Annotated in this window: 19 protein-coding genes; all 19 read right to left on the bottom strand. The window is 39.0% G+C overall.

All coding sequences use genetic code 11. The features are described 5' to 3' along the window. Window positions 1-43: 43 nt before the first annotated feature. On the bottom strand, window positions 44-982 hold the full coding sequence (galU, locus tag OS138_RS01140; RefSeq protein WP_002289574.1) for a UTP--glucose-1-phosphate uridylyltransferase GalU: 939 nt from the start codon (window positions 980-982) through the stop codon (window positions 44-46). A 14-nt stretch (window positions 983-996) separates the two neighbouring features. Beyond that, window positions 997-2022: an NAD(P)H-dependent glycerol-3-phosphate dehydrogenase gene (locus OS138_RS01135; RefSeq protein WP_002294970.1), complete on the bottom strand. Its 1026-nt coding sequence runs from the start codon at window positions 2020-2022 to the stop codon at window positions 997-999. Between the two features lie 43 nt (window positions 2023-2065). Beyond that, window positions 2066-2896 carry a prolipoprotein diacylglyceryl transferase gene (gene lgt / locus OS138_RS01130; protein ID WP_002289570.1) on the bottom strand — a complete coding sequence of 277 codons (831 nt, stop codon included), beginning with the start codon at window positions 2894-2896 and terminating at the stop codon, window positions 2066-2068. 14 nt (window positions 2897-2910) lie between these two features. Beyond that, window positions 2911-3849 carry an HPr(Ser) kinase/phosphatase gene (hprK, locus tag OS138_RS01125; RefSeq protein WP_002289568.1) on the bottom strand — a complete coding sequence of 313 codons (939 nt, stop codon included), beginning with the start codon at window positions 3847-3849 and terminating at the stop codon, window positions 2911-2913. A 166-nt stretch (window positions 3850-4015) separates the two neighbouring features. Beyond that, window positions 4016-4366, bottom strand: a complete 351-nt coding sequence (locus tag OS138_RS01120; RefSeq protein ID WP_002289566.1) for a phage holin family protein — start codon at window positions 4364-4366, stop codon at window positions 4016-4018. Continuing rightward, window positions 4366-4686, bottom strand: a complete 321-nt coding sequence (locus tag OS138_RS01115) for a PspC domain-containing protein (RefSeq protein WP_002294972.1) — start codon at window positions 4684-4686, stop codon at window positions 4366-4368. Before OS138_RS01115 ends, OS138_RS01120 begins: the two co-directional genes overlap by 1 nt. Before the next feature lie 296 nt (window positions 4687-4982). Then, entirely contained in the window at window positions 4983-6551 is a 1569-nt protein-coding gene (gene liaX, locus OS138_RS01110) for a daptomycin-sensing surface protein LiaX (RefSeq protein ID WP_002299435.1), read from the bottom strand. Window positions 6552-6650: 99 nt separating this feature from the next. Beyond that, complete coding sequence (locus OS138_RS01105) at window positions 6651-7418, bottom strand: YibE/F family protein (protein WP_002299434.1); 768 nt, start codon at window positions 7416-7418, stop codon at window positions 6651-6653. Further along, complete coding sequence (locus OS138_RS01100) at window positions 7415-8446, bottom strand: YibE/F family protein (protein ID WP_002296593.1); 1032 nt, start codon at window positions 8444-8446, stop codon at window positions 7415-7417. Before OS138_RS01100 ends, OS138_RS01105 begins: the two co-directional genes overlap by 4 nt. 237 nt (window positions 8447-8683) lie before the next feature. Beyond that, window positions 8684-9361: a phosphate signaling complex protein PhoU gene (gene phoU, locus OS138_RS01095; protein WP_002289490.1), complete on the bottom strand. Its 678-nt coding sequence runs from the start codon at window positions 9359-9361 to the stop codon at window positions 8684-8686. A gap of 12 nt (window positions 9362-9373) precedes the next feature. Continuing rightward, window positions 9374-10132: a phosphate ABC transporter ATP-binding protein PstB gene (gene pstB / locus OS138_RS01090; protein ID WP_002289489.1), complete on the bottom strand. Its 759-nt coding sequence runs from the start codon at window positions 10130-10132 to the stop codon at window positions 9374-9376. A 15-nt stretch (window positions 10133-10147) separates the two neighbouring features. Next, window positions 10148-10954, bottom strand: a complete 807-nt coding sequence (gene pstB / locus OS138_RS01085) for a phosphate ABC transporter ATP-binding protein PstB (RefSeq protein WP_002289486.1) — start codon at window positions 10952-10954, stop codon at window positions 10148-10150. Window positions 10955-10968: 14 nt separating this feature from the next. Beyond that, window positions 10969-11853 (bottom strand): phosphate ABC transporter permease PstA, encoded by an 885-nt coding sequence (pstA, locus tag OS138_RS01080; protein WP_002296590.1) that lies wholly within the window; start codon window positions 11851-11853, stop codon window positions 10969-10971. Further along, complete coding sequence (gene pstC / locus OS138_RS01075; protein ID WP_002292761.1) at window positions 11853-12773, bottom strand: phosphate ABC transporter permease subunit PstC; 921 nt, start codon at window positions 12771-12773, stop codon at window positions 11853-11855. Before pstC ends, pstA begins: the two co-directional genes overlap by 1 nt. A 114-nt stretch (window positions 12774-12887) precedes the next feature. Continuing rightward, entirely contained in the window at window positions 12888-13745 is an 858-nt protein-coding gene (locus OS138_RS01070) for a phosphate ABC transporter substrate-binding protein PstS (RefSeq protein ID WP_002292763.1), read from the bottom strand. Between the two features lie 336 nt (window positions 13746-14081). Further along, window positions 14082-15530: a cardiolipin synthase gene (gene cls / locus OS138_RS01065; RefSeq protein WP_002306208.1), complete on the bottom strand. Its 1449-nt coding sequence runs from the start codon at window positions 15528-15530 to the stop codon at window positions 14082-14084. 151 nt (window positions 15531-15681) lie between these two features. After that, window positions 15682-16566: a permease-like cell division protein FtsX gene (gene ftsX, locus OS138_RS01060; protein ID WP_002294981.1), complete on the bottom strand. Its 885-nt coding sequence runs from the start codon at window positions 16564-16566 to the stop codon at window positions 15682-15684. Continuing rightward, window positions 16559-17245: a cell division ATP-binding protein FtsE gene (gene ftsE / locus OS138_RS01055; protein ID WP_002292768.1), complete on the bottom strand. Its 687-nt coding sequence runs from the start codon at window positions 17243-17245 to the stop codon at window positions 16559-16561. Before ftsE ends, ftsX begins: the two co-directional genes overlap by 8 nt. 104 nt (window positions 17246-17349) lie before the next feature. Then, window positions 17350-18451, bottom strand: a protein-coding gene (gene prfB / locus OS138_RS01050) for a peptide chain release factor 2 (protein ID WP_096948712.1) whose coding sequence is annotated in 2 segments (ribosomal slippage) — window positions 17350-18378 and window positions 18380-18451 — 1101 coding nt in all. Because the reading frame shifts where the segments join, the coding sequence is not laid out codon by codon here. Window positions 18452-18521: the final 70 nt, after the last annotated feature.

The following is an 18521-nucleotide window of genomic DNA, read 5'->3' as shown; positions in this document are numbered from 1 at the left end:
ACTTTTTATTCAATTAGCAGCTGAAGCTCGTTAGAAAAAAGGGTTATTTTTTCTTTTCTTCTTTGATTTCTGTTATTCCTTTTGGATTATGATCGATCTTGCTTCCTTCTGCTTCTAATGTTTTACCTAAAGACAGGATGTACTCACGTAAAGGTGCACCTACTTCTGGATGTGTTAGACCATATTCAATACTTGTTTTCATAAAACCAAATTTGTCACCGACATCGTAACGTTTACCTGTGAATTTACGGGCAAATACGCGTTGTGTTTTATTCAATGTATCGATTGCGTCAGTTAGTTGGATTTCATTTCCGGCTCCTGGTTGTTGCTCGGACAATACATCAAAAATTTCTGGAGTCAATAAGTAACGTCCAATAATAGCTAAATCACTTGGTGCTTTGCTTGGATCTGGTTTTTCAACAAAGTTTTTGACATTGTATAACCCATCTTCCAATACTTCTCCTGGATTGATAATTCCGTATTTTGAAGTTTCATCATGAGGAACTTGCATAACGGCGATCGTAGAAGCATGAGTACGTTCGTAATCATCGATTAATTGCTGTGTCAATGGTACTTCGTCTTCCATTATATCATCGCCTAGCATAACGACAAATGGTTCATTTCCAATAAAGGCTCTTGCTTGAAGAACGGCATGTCCTAAACCCTTTGGATGAGATTGACGGATGAAATGCAAGTTGACATCTGTCGTTTCTTCTACTAATTTCAATAATTCGGTCTTTCCTTTTTCACTTAGGTTTGTTTCTAATTCAATATTTGAATCAAAGTGATCTTCGATTGGTCGTTTAGCTTTTCCTGTAACGATCAAGATGTCTTCGATACCTGATTTCAACGCTTCTTCAACGATGAACTGGATTGTTGGTTTATCAACAATTGGCAACATTTCCTTTGCCATAGCTTTTGTTGCTGGTAAAAATCTTGTTCCTAATCCTGCTGCTGGAATAACTGCTTTTTTGACTTTCATATACATTCGCTCCTTCAAAAAATTGTTAATGAGAATTCATTTTCTTTTTTCCCATCACGTAACATGATTTCTTTTGCGGCTGTTTTGATTTCTTTTTGTTCATACAGCACTTCATAGATTGTTTGAGTGATGGGCATTTCGATTTCCATTATTTGGGCTAGTTCCATCGCTGCTTGGGTAGTATTCACACCTTCAACGACCATTCCCATATTGGCTAGCACCTCTTCTAGGGGCTGCCCTTGTCCTAACAAGTTGCCTGCGCGCCAGTTCCTAGAATGAACACTTGTGCAAGTAACGACTAGATCGCCTACTCCGCTTAATCCGATAAAGGTCAGCGGGTTGGCACCCATTGCTACACCTAAACGGCTGATCTCAGCTAATCCGCGCGTCATGATTGCTGCCTTTGCATTATCGCCAAACCCTAAGCCGTGAATAGCGCCAGCACCAATAGCAATAATATTTTTCAAAGCTGCCCCCATCTCTACACCGATCACATCAGGATTAGTATAGATCCGAAAATAATTATTCATGAACAGCTCTTGTACATATTTTGCTGCTTTTGCATCTGTACTTGCAGCTGTGATCGTAGTGATGTCATGTTTCGCTACTTCTTCTGCATGGCTTGGTCCAGAAAGAACAACAACAGCTTTTCTTTTTTCTGCTGGGATTTCCTCTAACAAGATGTCAGAGATCCTTTTATGTGTTCCCTGTTCTAATCCTTTACTTGCATGGATGATCACTGGCTTTGTATTCAATTTAGGCACTAGTTCTTTTGCAACAGAACGTATTGCTTTCGTTGGAATGACGAATAGCACCGCATCTGCGTCTTTTACTGCATCTTCCATATTGGTGAATGCTTGGATGGAATCGGGTAGATAATGATCTGGTAAATAACGTTGATTCGTGTGTTGGGTGTTGATTTCTTCTACTTGTGAAGCACGATGTCCCCAAATCCGAACGTCATGTCCGTTTTCGGCGAGGACTTGTGCCAAAGCAGTACCCCAAGAGCCTGGTCCTAAAACCGCTACTCTATAATTCATTTTACCACTCCTGAAATTTTTTTCATTTTTAACGCTCTAAAAATCAGATAATTTGTTGATTTTTTCCTAATGAGCGGTCATAATCCGGTAAATTTCCTTTTTTTCTGCGCCAAATAAATAGAATCAATGTACCGACAAATAACACAGCAGATAATAATTGAGAAATACGGATCACACCTAAAAAGTAAAGACTGTCTGTACGTAATCCTTCAATAAAGAAACGCCCGAAACTATACCACATTAGATAACATAAAAGGACTTCGCCTTTTTTCAAAAGGTGTGGTTTCTTTCGTAAAAACAAAAGCAAAATAAATCCAATCAAACTCCAAAGTGATTCATAAAGAAATGTTGGTTGACGATAGATCCCTTCGATATACATATTATCAATGATGAATTGCGGTAAATGCAGACTTTCTAAGAAGCTTCGCGTCGTGTCTGGTCCATATGCTTCGTGGTTCATGAAATTTCCCCAACGACCGATTGCCTGTGCTAATAATACACTTGGTGCAGCGATATCTAAAAAAGTCCACAAAGAAATAAAATGATATTTAGTAAAAAAATACAGCGTGATCGCGCCTGCAATCAGTCCGCCATAAATAGCTAAGCCTCCTGAACGGATATTGAATATTTGGATTGGATCAGCTATATACTGGGGAAGATCAAATAAAACATAATATAAGCGAGCGCCAATAATGGAGATAGGCAATCCCCACAACATAAAATCTGTCACATCATCTGCTTTTAATCCTACCCGAACAGCCTCTCTGCTGCTAAGCCACATGGCGATAATGATACCTGATACGATGATCAATGCATACCAGTAGATAGGAATCCCTACAAGCTCAAAAGCAACTCGATTGATTTGTGCTAACATATTGTCACTCCTTGCTAGTCGTTGCCTGAGTTTTCTTCAATCAAGCGACTTAATCTTTCTTCAAATGTTTTCGTTGCGTCAAAGCCCATTGTACGTGCACGGAAATTCATCGCGGCTACTTCAATGATGATTGCAACGTTTCGTCCTGTTTTGACAGGGATTTTTATTTGTGGAATGCCCACTTCCGCGATTTCAACGGTCGTGTCTTCAGAGCCCAGACGGTCGTATTTCTTATCTTTTGCCCATGCTTCCAGATAAACAGCCAACTGGACTTGCATAGAGCCACGTACCGCACTCGCACCAAAAAGATTCATTACATCAATGATCCCGATTCCTCGGATTTCAATCAGATGTTCCAGGATTTTAGGCGGTTCTCCGATCACCGTTAATTCATCTTGCTGATAAACATCTACTCGATCGTCTGCGATCAATCGATGACCGCGTTTGATCAACTCCAACGCTGTTTCACTTTTTCCTATCCCACTGTCACCTTGAATCAGTACACCTAATCCGTAAACATCCACTAAAACACCGTGGACACTTGTTCGAGGGGCAAGGCGACCATCTAAATAACTGGATAATTCTCCTAATAAACGAGAAGTTGAGATGGGAGAACGCAGTACAGCTATCCCATTTTCATTTGCTGCCTGGATCATTTCTTCTGGAGCCGGTAATCCTCTTGAAATAATAAATGCGGGCATATCTTCACTACATAATCTTCTCATGATGATCAAACGCTCTTCTGGGATCATCCGTTCCGCAAAACTGATTTCTTTACTGCCAAATAGCTGTAAACGATTATGGGAATAATAATTAAAATAACCAGTCAACTCTAGTCCTGGGCGTGAGATGTCCCCAGTTACGATGACACGGTCTAAGCTTTTCTCGTCGCCTGTCACTATTTCCAAAGATAATTTTTTCACTAATTGGCTAACTTTTACAACTTCTGACATTCATGCTACCTCATTTCTATTAGAGTGTTCTCTATCATTTTATCATTGTCTAGCCAAAAGTACTACCAATTAAAAAAAACGTTTTTATTTAATTACCAATGTAATAGAAAACGCATTCCTGATTCTAAATAAAAAAACTGCGCCGATAGTTCGGCACAGCTTTCTTTTATTTTCTACTGTTATGTTCGCTGACAATTACATTGACAAGCGACATCAAGATAGCTACTAACAACGCTGCACCGAATGAAGAAAAACTAAAATGTTCTGCTCCCACAAAAAAGGAGGTCATTTTAAGAATCGCTGCATTGATAACAAACGTAAACAATCCCAATGTGACTAATGTAAAGGGCAGGGACAGTATCGTCAAAATCGGTTTGACAAACATATTCAACACAGACAATACGAAGCTGGCAAGAACGGCCGTCCAAATACTGCTCACATGGACCATCGCAGGAAAAAGAACAGCCAATGATATGAATGTTAACGTATTAACTAAAATACGTTGAAAGTACGACATTAAAAGTCACTCCATTCGTCATCATCGATTTTTTCCGCTTCTTTGCGTTTTTTTGTTTGTTCACGAGTTTGTTCACGATAATTGTTTTTTTCATAATATGCATTGTTATGTCCATAGTTTGTTCGTGCAGAACGCGCAGATGGGATAATCAAAGCTAATAAAATGTATAAAATGATTGGACTTCCAAAAGCAACTAAGCTTAGGAATACATAAAGCACACGGATAACAGTCGGATCAATCCCGATGTATTCTCCTATTCCTGCTAAAGTCCCTGTCAAAACAACATTTTTATTGGATTTTGTCAACTTTTTTTTCATCATGTCTCACCTCTGTTCTACTATTTTAAATGAAGAAAATCGTTGTGACAACCTTCTTCTTAATCGGTGTCTTTCTGCAAAATTCTCGGTCACAAATTACCATATTCATAAAACGTGACGAGCTTTTTCTGAAATTATTCCTTGTGACTCGGCGATAATTGGCAGGTTCATAATCTCTTGGTAAACGGTGTTCAAGAGATAGCCTATCGGCAATAAGGCACAATTTTGTAAAATAGGGGAAGCTATTTTACAAAATCGCTTCTTATTGCTCAAGGCTGAACATCTCTTTCACAACCTCTTTATTTATCTGTATCTTTTAAATAGATACTTCCTGTTGTCGTTGAAAGTTGCACTTGCGCGATTTCACCATCTGAAACACGACGGAATTGCAACATTTGGTTTGTCCGTTCTTTTTTCTCACGAACTACTTCGTAATTGGACAGACGGCTGTTGATACTTCCAAGACTTGTTTTAGCATGTCCTTCCAAACCGATGCCATCTGGTAAAGCGACTTTGACATTTCCGTTCACTGAACTTGCTTCTACTTTTTTCAAATTATCTTCTTTAATCGTAAGACGTACATCACCATTTACCAAAGACACAGAAAGGTTTTCTGCTGTCGCACCAAATGTCACTGTACCATTTACTGTTTCGATAATAGAATCTAAGATGTTCCCGTTTCGAATATCGATATTGCCGTTTACACCTTCTACTTCCAGCATCGTTGCAGTTAATTGGTCCACGATGATGTTACCATTCGTAGATTTTGTATAAATATCTTTAGCTTCCAATGTTTCAATCATGATGTTGCCATTTAGAAGTTTAATAGCTGCGTGGTCGTATACTCGTTTAGGTAAGTAGAAAACAAGGTCTGCACGCACACGTTTATTTGGAATTTGGAAGGAGATATGATCTTCATTAACCTCAATCTGGCTCCGTTCAGAGAATGCTTCAAATGGTTCAGCACCCATTTTTCCGTAAAGTTTGATCTTAGCTTCAACTTTCACATCGTTGCTGTCCCACGTTTTTAACGTCACGTTTCCGTTTGCTGCCTTGATATCAAGGATACTTGCTGCAGGAGCTTCATAGTAAAATTCATGCTCAAATTTCGTTGTCGCAATCCCAGGGACACGTAAGCTGACATCTTTCCATTCCATGTTGTCATTCACTGTTTCTGAAACAGTTTGGAATGTTTTCTTCAAGAATTTGCCTAACTGTGATCCAGCTTCTGACATTTTTTCGCCTACTTGATTCAGTGTATCTGTTGCTTGATCTTTCCAATCATCTGGCAATTCAAACTTATCAGTAAACGTTTCTTTTTTCTCAGACCATTGATTCTTACGGATATCTTTTAATTCTGCTTCTAATTTCAATTGTTCTTCTAACAGTGTATCGCCACTAGCTTCTAACTCTTTGATTTCTGCCTCTAACGCCTGACGCTGTGCTAATTCTTCTTCTGTCAACTCGCCTAATTCTTCTTTTGTATTCAGCTGCATCAATGCTTCCTGTTTCTCATTGCGTGCTGCCTTATTGTCAGCGAATTGAGCATTTACTTCATCTAGACGCGCCGAAGTTTTATTCGCTTCAGTTGCTAGTTCATCTAAGATCTTTTCTAAGTTTTCTTGATCTTGTCTTTCTCTTTCCTTTGGATCAACTGGCTCAGAAATTTCTTCTTCGCCGTTTTCAAGTTTATCGATCAATTGACTTGCCTTATCTTTTTCTTTATGACTAGCAGTTACCTTGTCTGCTTCTTTTTTGATTTGCTTTTCGTCTTTTTCAGTTGCCATGCTTTCTAATAAATCTAAGCCTTCTTCAGTCGAAAGGATTCCTTTTTTCACTAAATCTAAAATACGTTCTCTTTCTTTCATGGAAATTGCCTCCTTAAGCAAAATTGTTTGCAAGCTTTTCCTTACATCCATATTATGCACTGATTCAGTAAAAATGTCATAGGACTTAAGTTGTAACTTTTACTCCATCTTGAGTTGTTCTTTCTTTTTTGTAAAGAGATATGCTGTAGTCACGCAGGTTAAAGGAAGAACAATTAGTGCGGACAATGTGGTAAGAATAGCCATCGTATATTCTAGAACAAATGATTTTTCATTGATCACTTGCTGAAAAGGAATGTCTAAATCAATAAACCAGAGGATCAACGCTAAAGAACTTCCCATGAATGCAAAAAGAAGTGTCATTACTGTTGACGCCAATATTTTTTTAGCAATAGCGAAACTAGAATGGCGCAATTGGTAAAAAGATAATTGCGGATTTGCCTGATATACTTCGAATGTCCCACTAGAAATTGCTACACTCGCATCTAAAACAGCACCACTAAGACTAATCAGAAGCAACGATCTCGTAAGTAATCTAAAATCAATCGCTAAAGTCTTATCTAAGCCAGATAATTCTTCTAGTTCTACCGATGTAAAACCTTGGATCGCTAAAAAATCAGTGATAGGAAGCAATAGTAGGAAACAAAATAAAAAGATCAGTATACTCACAAAAGCTGCACGCATTTTTAGATTATAACCGTTGATAAAAAATAAGATAACCACAGCAATCAATAAAAATCCTATGACCGACAATGCCAGTATCGGCCACTTCTGATGATAACCGAATAACAACAGGAAAAAGATCCCTAAATTGATGAATAAGCCTAAAAGAATATACATACCTTGCGTACCGCCAATAAGTAGCACGCTGATTGCTAAAATCCCAACAAGTATAATAAGTACATTCATCGTTTCAGCCTCCTTACAGTCAGAAAAAAGAGGACCGAGATGGGGATCGATAATACTATTCCTAAGCTGCCAGCAATGACGCGTAAAAATTCCAATGATAAATGCTGTTCTATCGTTTCTTTGAAAGACCATTGATTTCCTAAATATAAAAGAAGCGATGGAACTGACCCACTGATATAGACGAACAAAAGGATATTGGTCATCGAGCCAATCACATCTCGACCCACTTGCCTTCCTGAAAGCCATAACTGTTTCGCTGTTATTTCTGGTTGTCGCTTAGTCAATTCTTCTAATGTCGCAATGACTGTGATAACGGTATCGAGTGTTCCTCCAGCTGTTCCAATCAGTACGCTAGAAAGAAAAACAGAACGATACGGTCGTGTCAGATAATTCAGTTCCTCATAGCGCAGTCCTTGGTCTTTCCAATGATTCATTGTCAAAAGACAAATAAAAAATGCTAAAAAAACACTCGTAACTGCAGCTGAAATTTTGATTATACTGCTTCTATTCCATCCATCTAAAGCCAATATGCTAATAATCATCCCTATAACGACGAACAGGATAGATATATTTAATAGAGAAATCCCTTCTGTTTTAGTAAAGATGAGCAACAAAAGTAAAAGTAAAACGATATTGATGATGAGACTTCCTAAAGCAAATAGACCCTGTTTTCCGCCAATAAGCAACATGGCGCCAATGAAGATACTTGTGAAGAAGAAAAGCCAGCCATCATTTTTTTTTGCTACTAGCTGCCATTCATCTCCATGCATTTGGACTAGATACATTTGTCTCGCTTTTATATTTGCTGTTTCTATTTGATTTTTTTGATAAGGAACCGATAAATAAATCGATTCTCCTTTTTGATCCGTGTTCATCAGTTTTCCTGTAATCAATTGATGATCCTCTTTTATTCGTACTTTTTCGATCTCGATGACAGGTACTTCATATAAAGCAGCTTGATGCTGAATAACCCATGAAGTAAGCACACAAATAAAAAATATAGTGATGATGCTAATTTTTTTCTGCATTCTTTATCCTTTCTATGAAATGATGAAAAGGGTTTGTGACATGTTTTGTCACAAACCCTTTCCCGAATAAACGGTGTTCAAAAGCTTGCATCTGCGGTAATAAGTCCAGCCAAACGAAAAATATGAGGAGCTATTTTTTGTTTGACTGTTCTTATTACTTGATGCAGAACAGCTTTTTCACAACCGCTGATTTCACAACCTCTTTTCCTAAACAAACGGCATAATCACAGCTTCAGTTTAGAAAATCTCATTGTGGTTCGTATTTAACTCAGTGATTTTCCCTGTAGCCAAGTAGACGATCCATTCACAGATGTTTGTCACATAGTCTCCGATCCGTTCTAGATAACTGGCAACATTCAAGTAGTCTGTTCCACTGATGACTGTCTCAGGATTTTCCTGCATATTTTTGATTGTTGCATTATAGATTCGATTGAAATAGTCATTGACTCTTTGATCCATATTGGCGATCGTACGTGCGTCTTTTTCGTCTGTTTTGACATAAGCAACTAGGACGTTGTCCACCATTTTTTTCACATAATCGGACATATCGGAGATCTCTTTTTCGATTTCCGGTATTCTCGTCTGCCCTTTTACGCGAATCGTGGATTTAGCAACAGACACCGCATGATCGGCCATACGTTCTAAATCCGAGCTAGCTTTCATGACCGTAATGATCATACGCAAATCAGTTGTAACTGGCTGTTGCAATGCGATCATTTCAAAACTTTTCTTCTCCAAGCGTGTTTCCATGTTATTGATATTTATATCGTTTTCGATAACTTCTTGGGCTAAGATTTTATCGTGTTTGATGTATGCACGAACTGACTTGTGCACGGCGCTGCTCACCATCATCCCCATTTCGTAGAACTGATTATGGAGATTCAGCAATTCTTCTTCAAATTGTGTACGTAGCATTCCGTTTCCTCCTTATCCAAATCGACCTGAAATATAATCTTCTGTCTCTTGTTTTTCTGGATTCATGAATATCTTCTTCGTATCGTTGTATTCGATCAAGTGACCATCTAAAAAGAATGCCGTCTTATCTGAAATACGTGAAGCTTGAGACATATTATGGGTCACGATGATCATCGTATACCGCTCTCTTAATTCTAACAGCATACTTTCGATTTTCCCAGTAGAAACAGGATCAAGCGCACTTGTTGGTTCATCCAATAAGATGATTTCCGGATTAACTGCCAAAACACGTGCGATACATACACGCTGCTGCTGCCCACCGGATAAAGATAAAGCACTTTTATGCAATTTGTCTTTCACATCATCCCAAACAGACGCTGCCTTCAGGCTTTCTTCAACTACTTGATCAAGGACTTTTTTATCTTTTTCCCCTTTTAATTTCAATCCATAGATGACATTTTCATAGATAGAAAAAGGAAATGGGTTTGGCTGCTGGAATACCATGCCGATTTCTTTTCTTAGTTCAACAACATCTGTTTTTGGACCATAGATGTCTTTGTCTTTATATAAAACACTTCCGGTGATCGTTACATTCGGAATCAGGTCATTCATCCGGTTCAAAGAACGCAGATAAGTGGATTTCCCGCAACCAGAAGGACCGATCATCGCAGTGATTTCCCCTTGATTGAAACTTAGATCGATCCCTTTTAGTGCTTCTTTCTTTCCATAATACAGATGAAGATCTTTAGATGAAATAATTTCTTTTGTCATGTTGAGGCCTCCGTCTTAACCAAAATGACCGGACACATAATCTTCGGTTGCCTGAATTTTTGGTCTGGTAAATATCTTGTTAGTTTTGTCATATTCCATTACTTTTCCTAGATAGAAAAAGGCAGTATAGTCGCTGATACGAGCTGCTTGTTGCATGTTATGCGTCACGATGATGATCGTATAGTCTTCTTTCAAGTTTACAAGTGTTTCTTCAACCGTTCCTGTCGAAATAGGGTCCAAAGCACTTGCCGGCTCGTCTAGCAGCAAGATATCAGGTTTCATTGCGATCGCACGAGCAATACATAAACGTTGCTGTTGCCCGCCAGATAAAGCCAAGGCACTTTTGTCCAAGCTGTCTTTTACTTGGTCCCACAAGGCAGCTTGTTTCAAGCTTGTTTCAACGATTTCATCTAATTTCTTTTTGTTTTTTTCGCCGTGCTGTTTCAAAGCAAATGTAATATTGTCATAAATCGACTTGCTGAACGGATTAGGACGTTGAAAAACCATGCCAATCCGTTTGCGCATCTCATAAACATCCACTTGAGGCGCATTAATATCTACGCCTTGATACATGATTTTCCCAGTGATTTTCGTATTAGCGATCCCATCATTCATTCGATTCAACGAACGAAGATACGTAGATTTTCCGCAGCCGGAAGGACCAATCAATGCAGTGATCTTATTTTTTTCAAATTCCAGATCCACTCCTTTGATTGCTTCATTGTCGCCATACCAGACATGTAGATCATCCGTATATAGTGCTACTTCTTTCTCTTTTGGCATGGTGATGACATTTGTTTCATTCCAGTTATATTTTTTCATTTTGCTTCTTCTCCTTAGGCTGAAGTCATTTTTCGGTATAATCGTTTGCCAATCGCACGAGCGCCGAAGTTGAACAGTAAAACAGCAATGATCAACACGGCAGAAGCGCCAGCCGAAACAGAAACACCATCAGGCATCGTGCCTTCTGTATTGATCTTCCAAATATGGACAGCTAATGTTTCAGCTTGACGGAAAATGCTGATCGGGCTTGAAACACTTAATGGATTCCAGTTCGTAAAATCTAACGCAGGTGCACTTTGTCCAGCCGTATAGATCAATGCAGCTGCTTCACCAAAAATTCTTCCAGAACTTAGGATCACACCAGTCAAAATCCCTGGTGTCGCTTCTGGAACCACCACTTTTATCACTGTTTCCCAGCGTGACAAACCTAAGGCCAATCCTGCTTCTCGTTGTGTGTAATGGACCGCTTGTAAAGACTCCTCAACTGTTCTAGTCAAAAGAGGCAAGTTGAATACAGTCAAAGCCAATGCACCAGAAATAATCGAGAAACCATACTGGAATTGAATAACGAAAACCAAGAAACCGAATAAACCGACAACGACAGAAGGCAACGAGCTCAAGATTTCAATCGACGTGCGAATCACATCTGTTAGCCAGTTTTTTCCAGCATATTCTGAAAGATAGATACCCGCACCTAAAGAAATAGGAAAACTGATGATCATCGTGATCAAAAGCAAATAAATCGAGTTAAATAGCTGTATCCCGATTCCACCGCCTTCTTGGTAGGCTTTGGAAGGTTCGGTCAAGAAGGACCATGAAATGTGCGGTATTCCCCGAACTAAGATATAAAGTAGTAAAGCTGCTAAAATCAATACGATGATCCCCGAAACTATATATAAAACACCTGTAGCAATTTTATCTGAGCGTTTTGCGTTCATTATTTCAGCTCTCCTTTCTTCCCAATCATACGGATCACGATATTAAAGAATAATGACATCAATAGCAAGATCAGCGCTAATGACCATAACACATTATTTTCAACTGTTCCCATGATTGTATTTCCGATTCCCATTGTTAAGATGGACGTCAATGTAGAAGCAGGAGTAGTAAGTCCTGTTGGCATCAATGCTGCATTACCGATGACCATTTGGATAGCTAGGGCTTCACCAAACGCACGAGCCATACCAAAAACGACTGCTGTTAAAATCCCGGGCACGGCTGCTCGTAGCACGACTTTGTAGATTGTTTGCCATCTTGTGGCACCAAGCGCTAATGAAGCTTCCCGATAGTGCCGTGGTACTGCCTTTAATGCATCAACAGTCATCGTTGTGACAGTCGGCAAGATCATAACGAACAACACAAATGTACCAGCTAAGATACCAAACCCTGTCCCGCCAAAAATACTTCTGACAAAAGGCACGATAACTGATAAACCGATAAAACCGTAAACGACAGAAGGAATACCTACAAGCAGCTCGATGACCGGCTGTAAGATCTTCGTTCCGTTTTTAGGAGAGATCTCCGTCATGAATACTGCTGCACCAATGGCAAATGGCGTGGCAACGATAGCAGATAAAAAGGTCACAATAAACGAACCTGTGATCATAGGCAATGCCCCTACCATTGGTTTCCCATTTGCTCCGATTTGGCTTGGATTCCAATCTGTACCAAACAGAAAATCAAATACATTGATCTTATCAGTAAAAAAGGTAGCCAATCCTTTACTAGCTACAAAATAAAAAATAGATAATACAACCAACACGATCAGCGCGATACATAAAAAACTGATGAATTTTCCACGCTGTTCCATTTTTGAACGTTTTGATTTTGTTAATAATACTTTTTTCACATCTTCCACAGATGACTCCCCCTTAATCAGGTTTAACATACTCACTCAGTGTACAAATTGAACATCAATTTGGTTTTAATAACATGTAAAAGTTTAGCTAAGTTTGTAAATTTTGTGTAAAGATTACTCTTTAACGATATTTCCTTGCCAATCACGTTCGACTTTCATATGAGAAACAGGGATATAACCTAGTTCTCCAACGATGTTATCTTGTACTTCATCAGATAAGATATAGTCTAAAAATTCTTTTGTCAGTTTTTTTGGATGATCTCTTGTGTACATATGCTCATATGCCCAAATCGTCCATTTGTTCGTTGTCACATTTTCATCTGTCGGTTCTACACCGTTAACATTCAACGTATCTACATCATCGGAAACATAAGAAAAAGCAACATAGCTGATTGCACCGGGTGTGTCGGCAACGATCTGGCGCACCATTCCGCTTGAATCTTGTTCTTGTGCCTGAACAGCTGTTTCTCCGTCCAATACCCATTTTTCAAACGTGCTACGGGTTCCGCTTCCTGAAGCGCGGTTCAATATAACTACTGGCTGATCTTTTCCACCGACTTCACTCCAGTTTTTGATCTCGCCTGTAAATAGTTTTTTCAGGTTTTCCATACTGATGTCTTTTACGCCAATATCCTTGTTCACAATAGGAGTGATCCCAACAACTGCTACTCGATGATCGACTAATGCTGAGGCATCGATCCCCGATTTTTCTTCCGCAAACAAATCAGAGTTTCCGATGTCGACTGCTCCTGACTGTACTTGAGACAAACCAGTTCCGCTTCCGCCCCCTTGTACATTGATGAATTTTCCAGGATTTTCTGTCTGGTAAGTTTCAGCAACTGTTTCTACTAAAGGCTGTAAAGCAGAAGAGCCAACAGCCGTAATGGATTCTCCTCGATCAATCCACTTTGAACAGCCTGATAAAAGAATAGCTAATCCTATTATTGGTAAGAATAATTTAAGTTTTTTCATTAGAAATCTCCTTTAATCCTAAAGTATGTTTATTTTATCATTTTCATTACTTGATGAAAACGAATCAAAATCATTAAATAACAAAATAAATTCTCATAATTGTAAAAAAAACTATCTCATTAAAAGTTTCTATGCTATACTGGCTTTGAAATGTGTCTCTTTTAATAGCATATATTAGCTTATTTCTTGCTTTCCCCAAAAAACAAGAGATACCCCAAAGTTAATTTCGCTCATGCGAGACGCTTTCTCCATTTCTGACGTACTCTCAGAAATGGCCCCGTTATAAAAGGACACGAGATCTCCATCTGTTGATGGTTCTCATGTCCTTTTTATGTTTTAAAGGAGCGGCGAAATCAATCTTGCTAATCCTTCTTTCATCTTGATGATTATTCCTCGGTTTTCATACATTTCTTTTGTGAGATGCGTAGAAATTTTCGAGTCTTCAAAAAAAGCTTTTCTTACACGTGAAGCCATTCGTTCATCATAAACCAGTGTATTGACCTCAAAGTCCAAGCGAAATGAACGAACATCGATATTTGCTGAGCCAACTGAAACAATGCCACCATCGATAATCATCGTCTTTGCATGAATAAATCCATTCTCATATGTTTCGATCCTTGCTCCATACTCGATCAGCTCTGCAGCGAAAGAATACGTTGCCCAGTAAACGAGAAGATGATCTGGTTTGTTAGGTATTTGGATATGAACTTTTACGCCTGAAAGAAGAGCCAACTTCAGTGCTTCATGAATCGACCCATCCGGTATGTAATAAGGCGTTTGGATTAATATCTCCCGTTTGGCTAACGAAATCATTTTCAAATAAGTCATTTTGATTTGTTCATGTTCGGTATCTGGTCCGCTTGTCACGATTTGAACAGCTATATCACCAGTAGAGTGAATGGACGGAAAAAATTTGGGAGAATAGCCTACTTCTTTTGTATGCTGAGAATTCCAGTCCATCAAAAAACGGTTTTGCAAGGTATACACCGCTTCTCCGTAAATACGCAAATGATTGTCTCGCCAATAACCAAATTTCTTTACCAATCCTAGATATTCATTTCCAACATTGAACCCACCTGTATATCCGATTTTCCCATCAATAACTACGATTTTACGATGATTGCGATAATTGATCCGAGGATTAATATACGGAACAAATAGAGGAAAGAAAAATGCGACTTCTCCGCCTGCTTTTTTCAAATTCTGAAAAAAGCTGGAAGAAACTTGTGTGGAACCCCATGCATCAAGAAGGACTCTGACTTTTACCCCTCGTCTTGCCGCCTCTGTCAATGCATCTCGAACTTCTTCACCTAATGCATCACTGCGATAAATATAATACTGGAAGTGGATATGGTCTTCTGCTTGCTTGATATCTTCAATCAGCGCATCGAATTTTTCACGACCATCTGTAAATAAAGTGATTTCATTTTTAGTCGTATAGAGCGTACTTTCAAATACCGTGAGCATATAGATCAATTGTTTCACATCTACTTGTCCAGTAGGCGGATGAGGATAAAGCCCTCGCATCAATGCCTGTTTGTCTTCTTCAATTTCCAGGTTCTTACCGATTTTCCCTTGGATCTTCAAATCAAAGATTTTCTCTTTGGAAATCCCTCTTCCTAAAAAAATATATAAAATAAATCCTACAACTGGAATGAACATCAAAACGAGCAGCCATGCCCATGTTTGAGCAGTTTCCTTTCTTTCTCGAAAAACGATGATAAAGGAAAGCAAAATATTCATAATCAAAAGGATCGTAAAAAAATTGTCAACGATAATTTTCACGGCTTCACCTCTTCTTCTACCAACTTAAGAATACCCAAGTTGTTTTTTAAAGTAAAGGGAAAAAAGCCGCTTCCTTCTATTCTCCTAGCCAATAAAAAAAGAAAGCTGGAACGAAACTGTCCAACTTTCTCATTTTATTTATATTGTGGTATTAGAATTTCAAGAAACGTCTCATAGAAATGATCGAGCCAAGTGAACCAATGATCACACCAATGCCGACCATTAAAAGATTGATTTTCCAAACGATATTTTGTGGATGAATCAATGAATAATGGGAACGTAATAATGATGGATTGATCAATTGGAAAAACCATGCATAACCAAATGTGATGATCAAAATCGGAAGAATCGCACCGATCAGACCGATCCAGCCACCTTCAAGGAAAAACGGCCAGCGAATATATCCATTTTTTGCACCGACTAAACGCATGATTTGAATTTCACGCTGTCTAGACAAAATCGTGATCCGAATCGTGTTCGAAATGAGAAACATCGCTACGAACAGCAGCAATGCCGCTGCAACTAATCCCCATGTCCGAACTGCACCAGCGATTTGGAAAATCCGATCTGAGGAAGCTCCACCGTAATCAGAACGAGAAACATTCTTCAAATCTGCTGCTTCTTCTGCTACTTGTTTTGTATAAGAAGGATCAGTAGCACTTACTACATACACATCATATAACGGGTTATTGTCACCTTCAAACAATTTCCAGGAATCACCCATTTCGTTTTGGATTTTTTTCAATTCCTGTTCTTTACTTGAAAATTCAACTTTTTTAACATGATCTAAGTCATTCAATTCTTTTTCTAGCTTTTTCATCTCTTCGTCTTTTGTACCGATATCTACGAATACAGAGACATCAACGTTTCCTTCTATATCCTGAGCTAATTTAGTTGCATTCATGATAACTGCCATGAATACACCGACTAAAGTCAACGTGATCGTTACCGCACTGACTGAAGCAACTGTCATCCAGCCGTTACGTTTCAAACTCTTGATACTTTCTAATAAATGGCGGAAAAAGGTTCTAATCATCGTATCCATATTCCCCTTCCGCTTGATCTCGAATAATGCGGCCGTTTTCGATAGCAATTACTCGGTGCCGAATCGTATTTACGATCGTACTGTTATGTGTAGCCATCACGACAGTAGTTCCTTGGGCATTGATCCGATCTAATAATTTCATGATTTCCCATGAGTTTTCTGGATCCAGATTTCCTGTCGGTTCATCCGCGATAAGTACTTTAGGCGTATTCACGATTGCCCGAGCAATAGAGACACGTTGCTGTTCCCCACCGGATAATTCGCTAGGAAAGACTCGAACTTTGTGTTTCAAACCAACAAGGTCCAGCACTTCCATTACTCGTTTTTTGATATCCCGAGGTTTTCTGCCGATAACTTGCATAGCGTACGCAACATTTTCATATACTGTTTTTCTTGGTAATAATTTATAGTCTTGGAACACCACGCCGATTTCTCTGCGTAGATAAGGAACTTCGCGGTTTTTGATTGCTATTAGATCATGACCTGCGACGTTCAAAGTTCCTTTTGAAGCTTTTTCTTCTCGATACATCAATTTGATGAATGTAGATTTACCGGCTCCAGACGGACCAACCACATAGACAAACTCTCCTTGTTCGATGACAATCGAGAGATTGCGGATAGCGGTCGTACCATTTGAGTACTTCTTCATTACATCCTTCATTTCAATCATGGCGTTCTCTCCATATCTTTTTCAGTCTTTAGCTATTATAGCATGGCAATGTTTCAACATGCTTGCAAAATCTTACAATTTTATTTCAATTTAACAATGGGTTCTTATTGTAGATGCATTTTTAAATAGCCGTCAATAAATAAATCAAGGTCACCGTCCATAACTGCTTGGACATTTCCTGTCTCTACGTTTGTCCGATGGTCTTTTACCATAGAATATGGATGGAAAACATAAGAACGGATCTGTGAACCCCAGCCGATTTCTTTTTGTTCTCCTCGAAGTGCAGCTGCTTCTTGTTCTTTCTTTTCCACTTCTAATTGATAAAGCTTAGCTTTTAACATCCCCATCGCTTGCTCACGGTTTTTCAATTGTGAACGTTGTGCCTGACTAGCTACTACTGTTCCTGTAGGCAAGTGAGTGATCCGTACAGCAGATTCTGTTTTATTGATGTGCTGACCACCTGCACCACTTGCTCGGTACGTATCGATTTTCAAATCATCTGGATTGATTTCTATATCGATCGTTTCATCAAGCTCTGGCATCACATCTACCGAACAAAAAGAAGTATGACGTCGTTTCGCTGAGTCAAAAGGCGAAATCCGTACAAGGCGATGAACACCTTTTTCTGATTTTAGATAACCAAAAGCGTTATGTCCTTTAATCAGCAGGGTCACACTCTTGATCCCTGCTTCATCACCTGCTTGATAATCTAGTGTTTCTACTTGATAGCCATGCTGCTCTGCCCAACGTGTATACATACGTAAAAGCATGCTGCCCCAGTCTTGGGACTCCGTTCCGCCAGCCCCTGGATGCAATTCGACGATCGCATTGTTTCGATCATAAGGTCCGTCTAACAGCATAGATAATTCATACGTCTTCATTTTTTCATCTAATGCATTGATACGTGTTTCTGCTTCTTCTTGCATTGCTGCATCAGGTTCTTCTTGCAGCATCTCCACCATCAATTCGATTTCTTCTAGTTCTTCGGCAAGAGAATGGAATTGGTCATAGGTTTCTTTATTAGCGTTATTTTCGCTGATCACTTTTTGTGCGGCTTCGCTGTCATCCCAAAAACCAGGTTCAGCCATTTTTGCTTCTGCTTCCGCGATGTCTTCTTCCAGCTGATCTAAGTCAAAGAGACCTCCTGAAACTTGTGACCTTTTCCTGCATTTCTGTCAGGAGATTTCGAATTTCGGATATTTCCATGTTTTTTCCTTCTTTCACTATACTTTTTTCATTATATCTAGTCTAACAGAATCAGCAAATAACAGAAAGA

Origin of the sequence: Enterococcus sp. E5-37 (assembly GCF_035726925.1) — a bacterium.
GTDB lineage: Bacteria > Bacillota > Bacilli > Lactobacillales > Enterococcaceae > Enterococcus_B > Enterococcus_B faecium.
The sequence above is the reverse complement of the archived record's forward strand: the minus strand, read 5'-3'. Positions and strand labels throughout refer to the sequence as shown.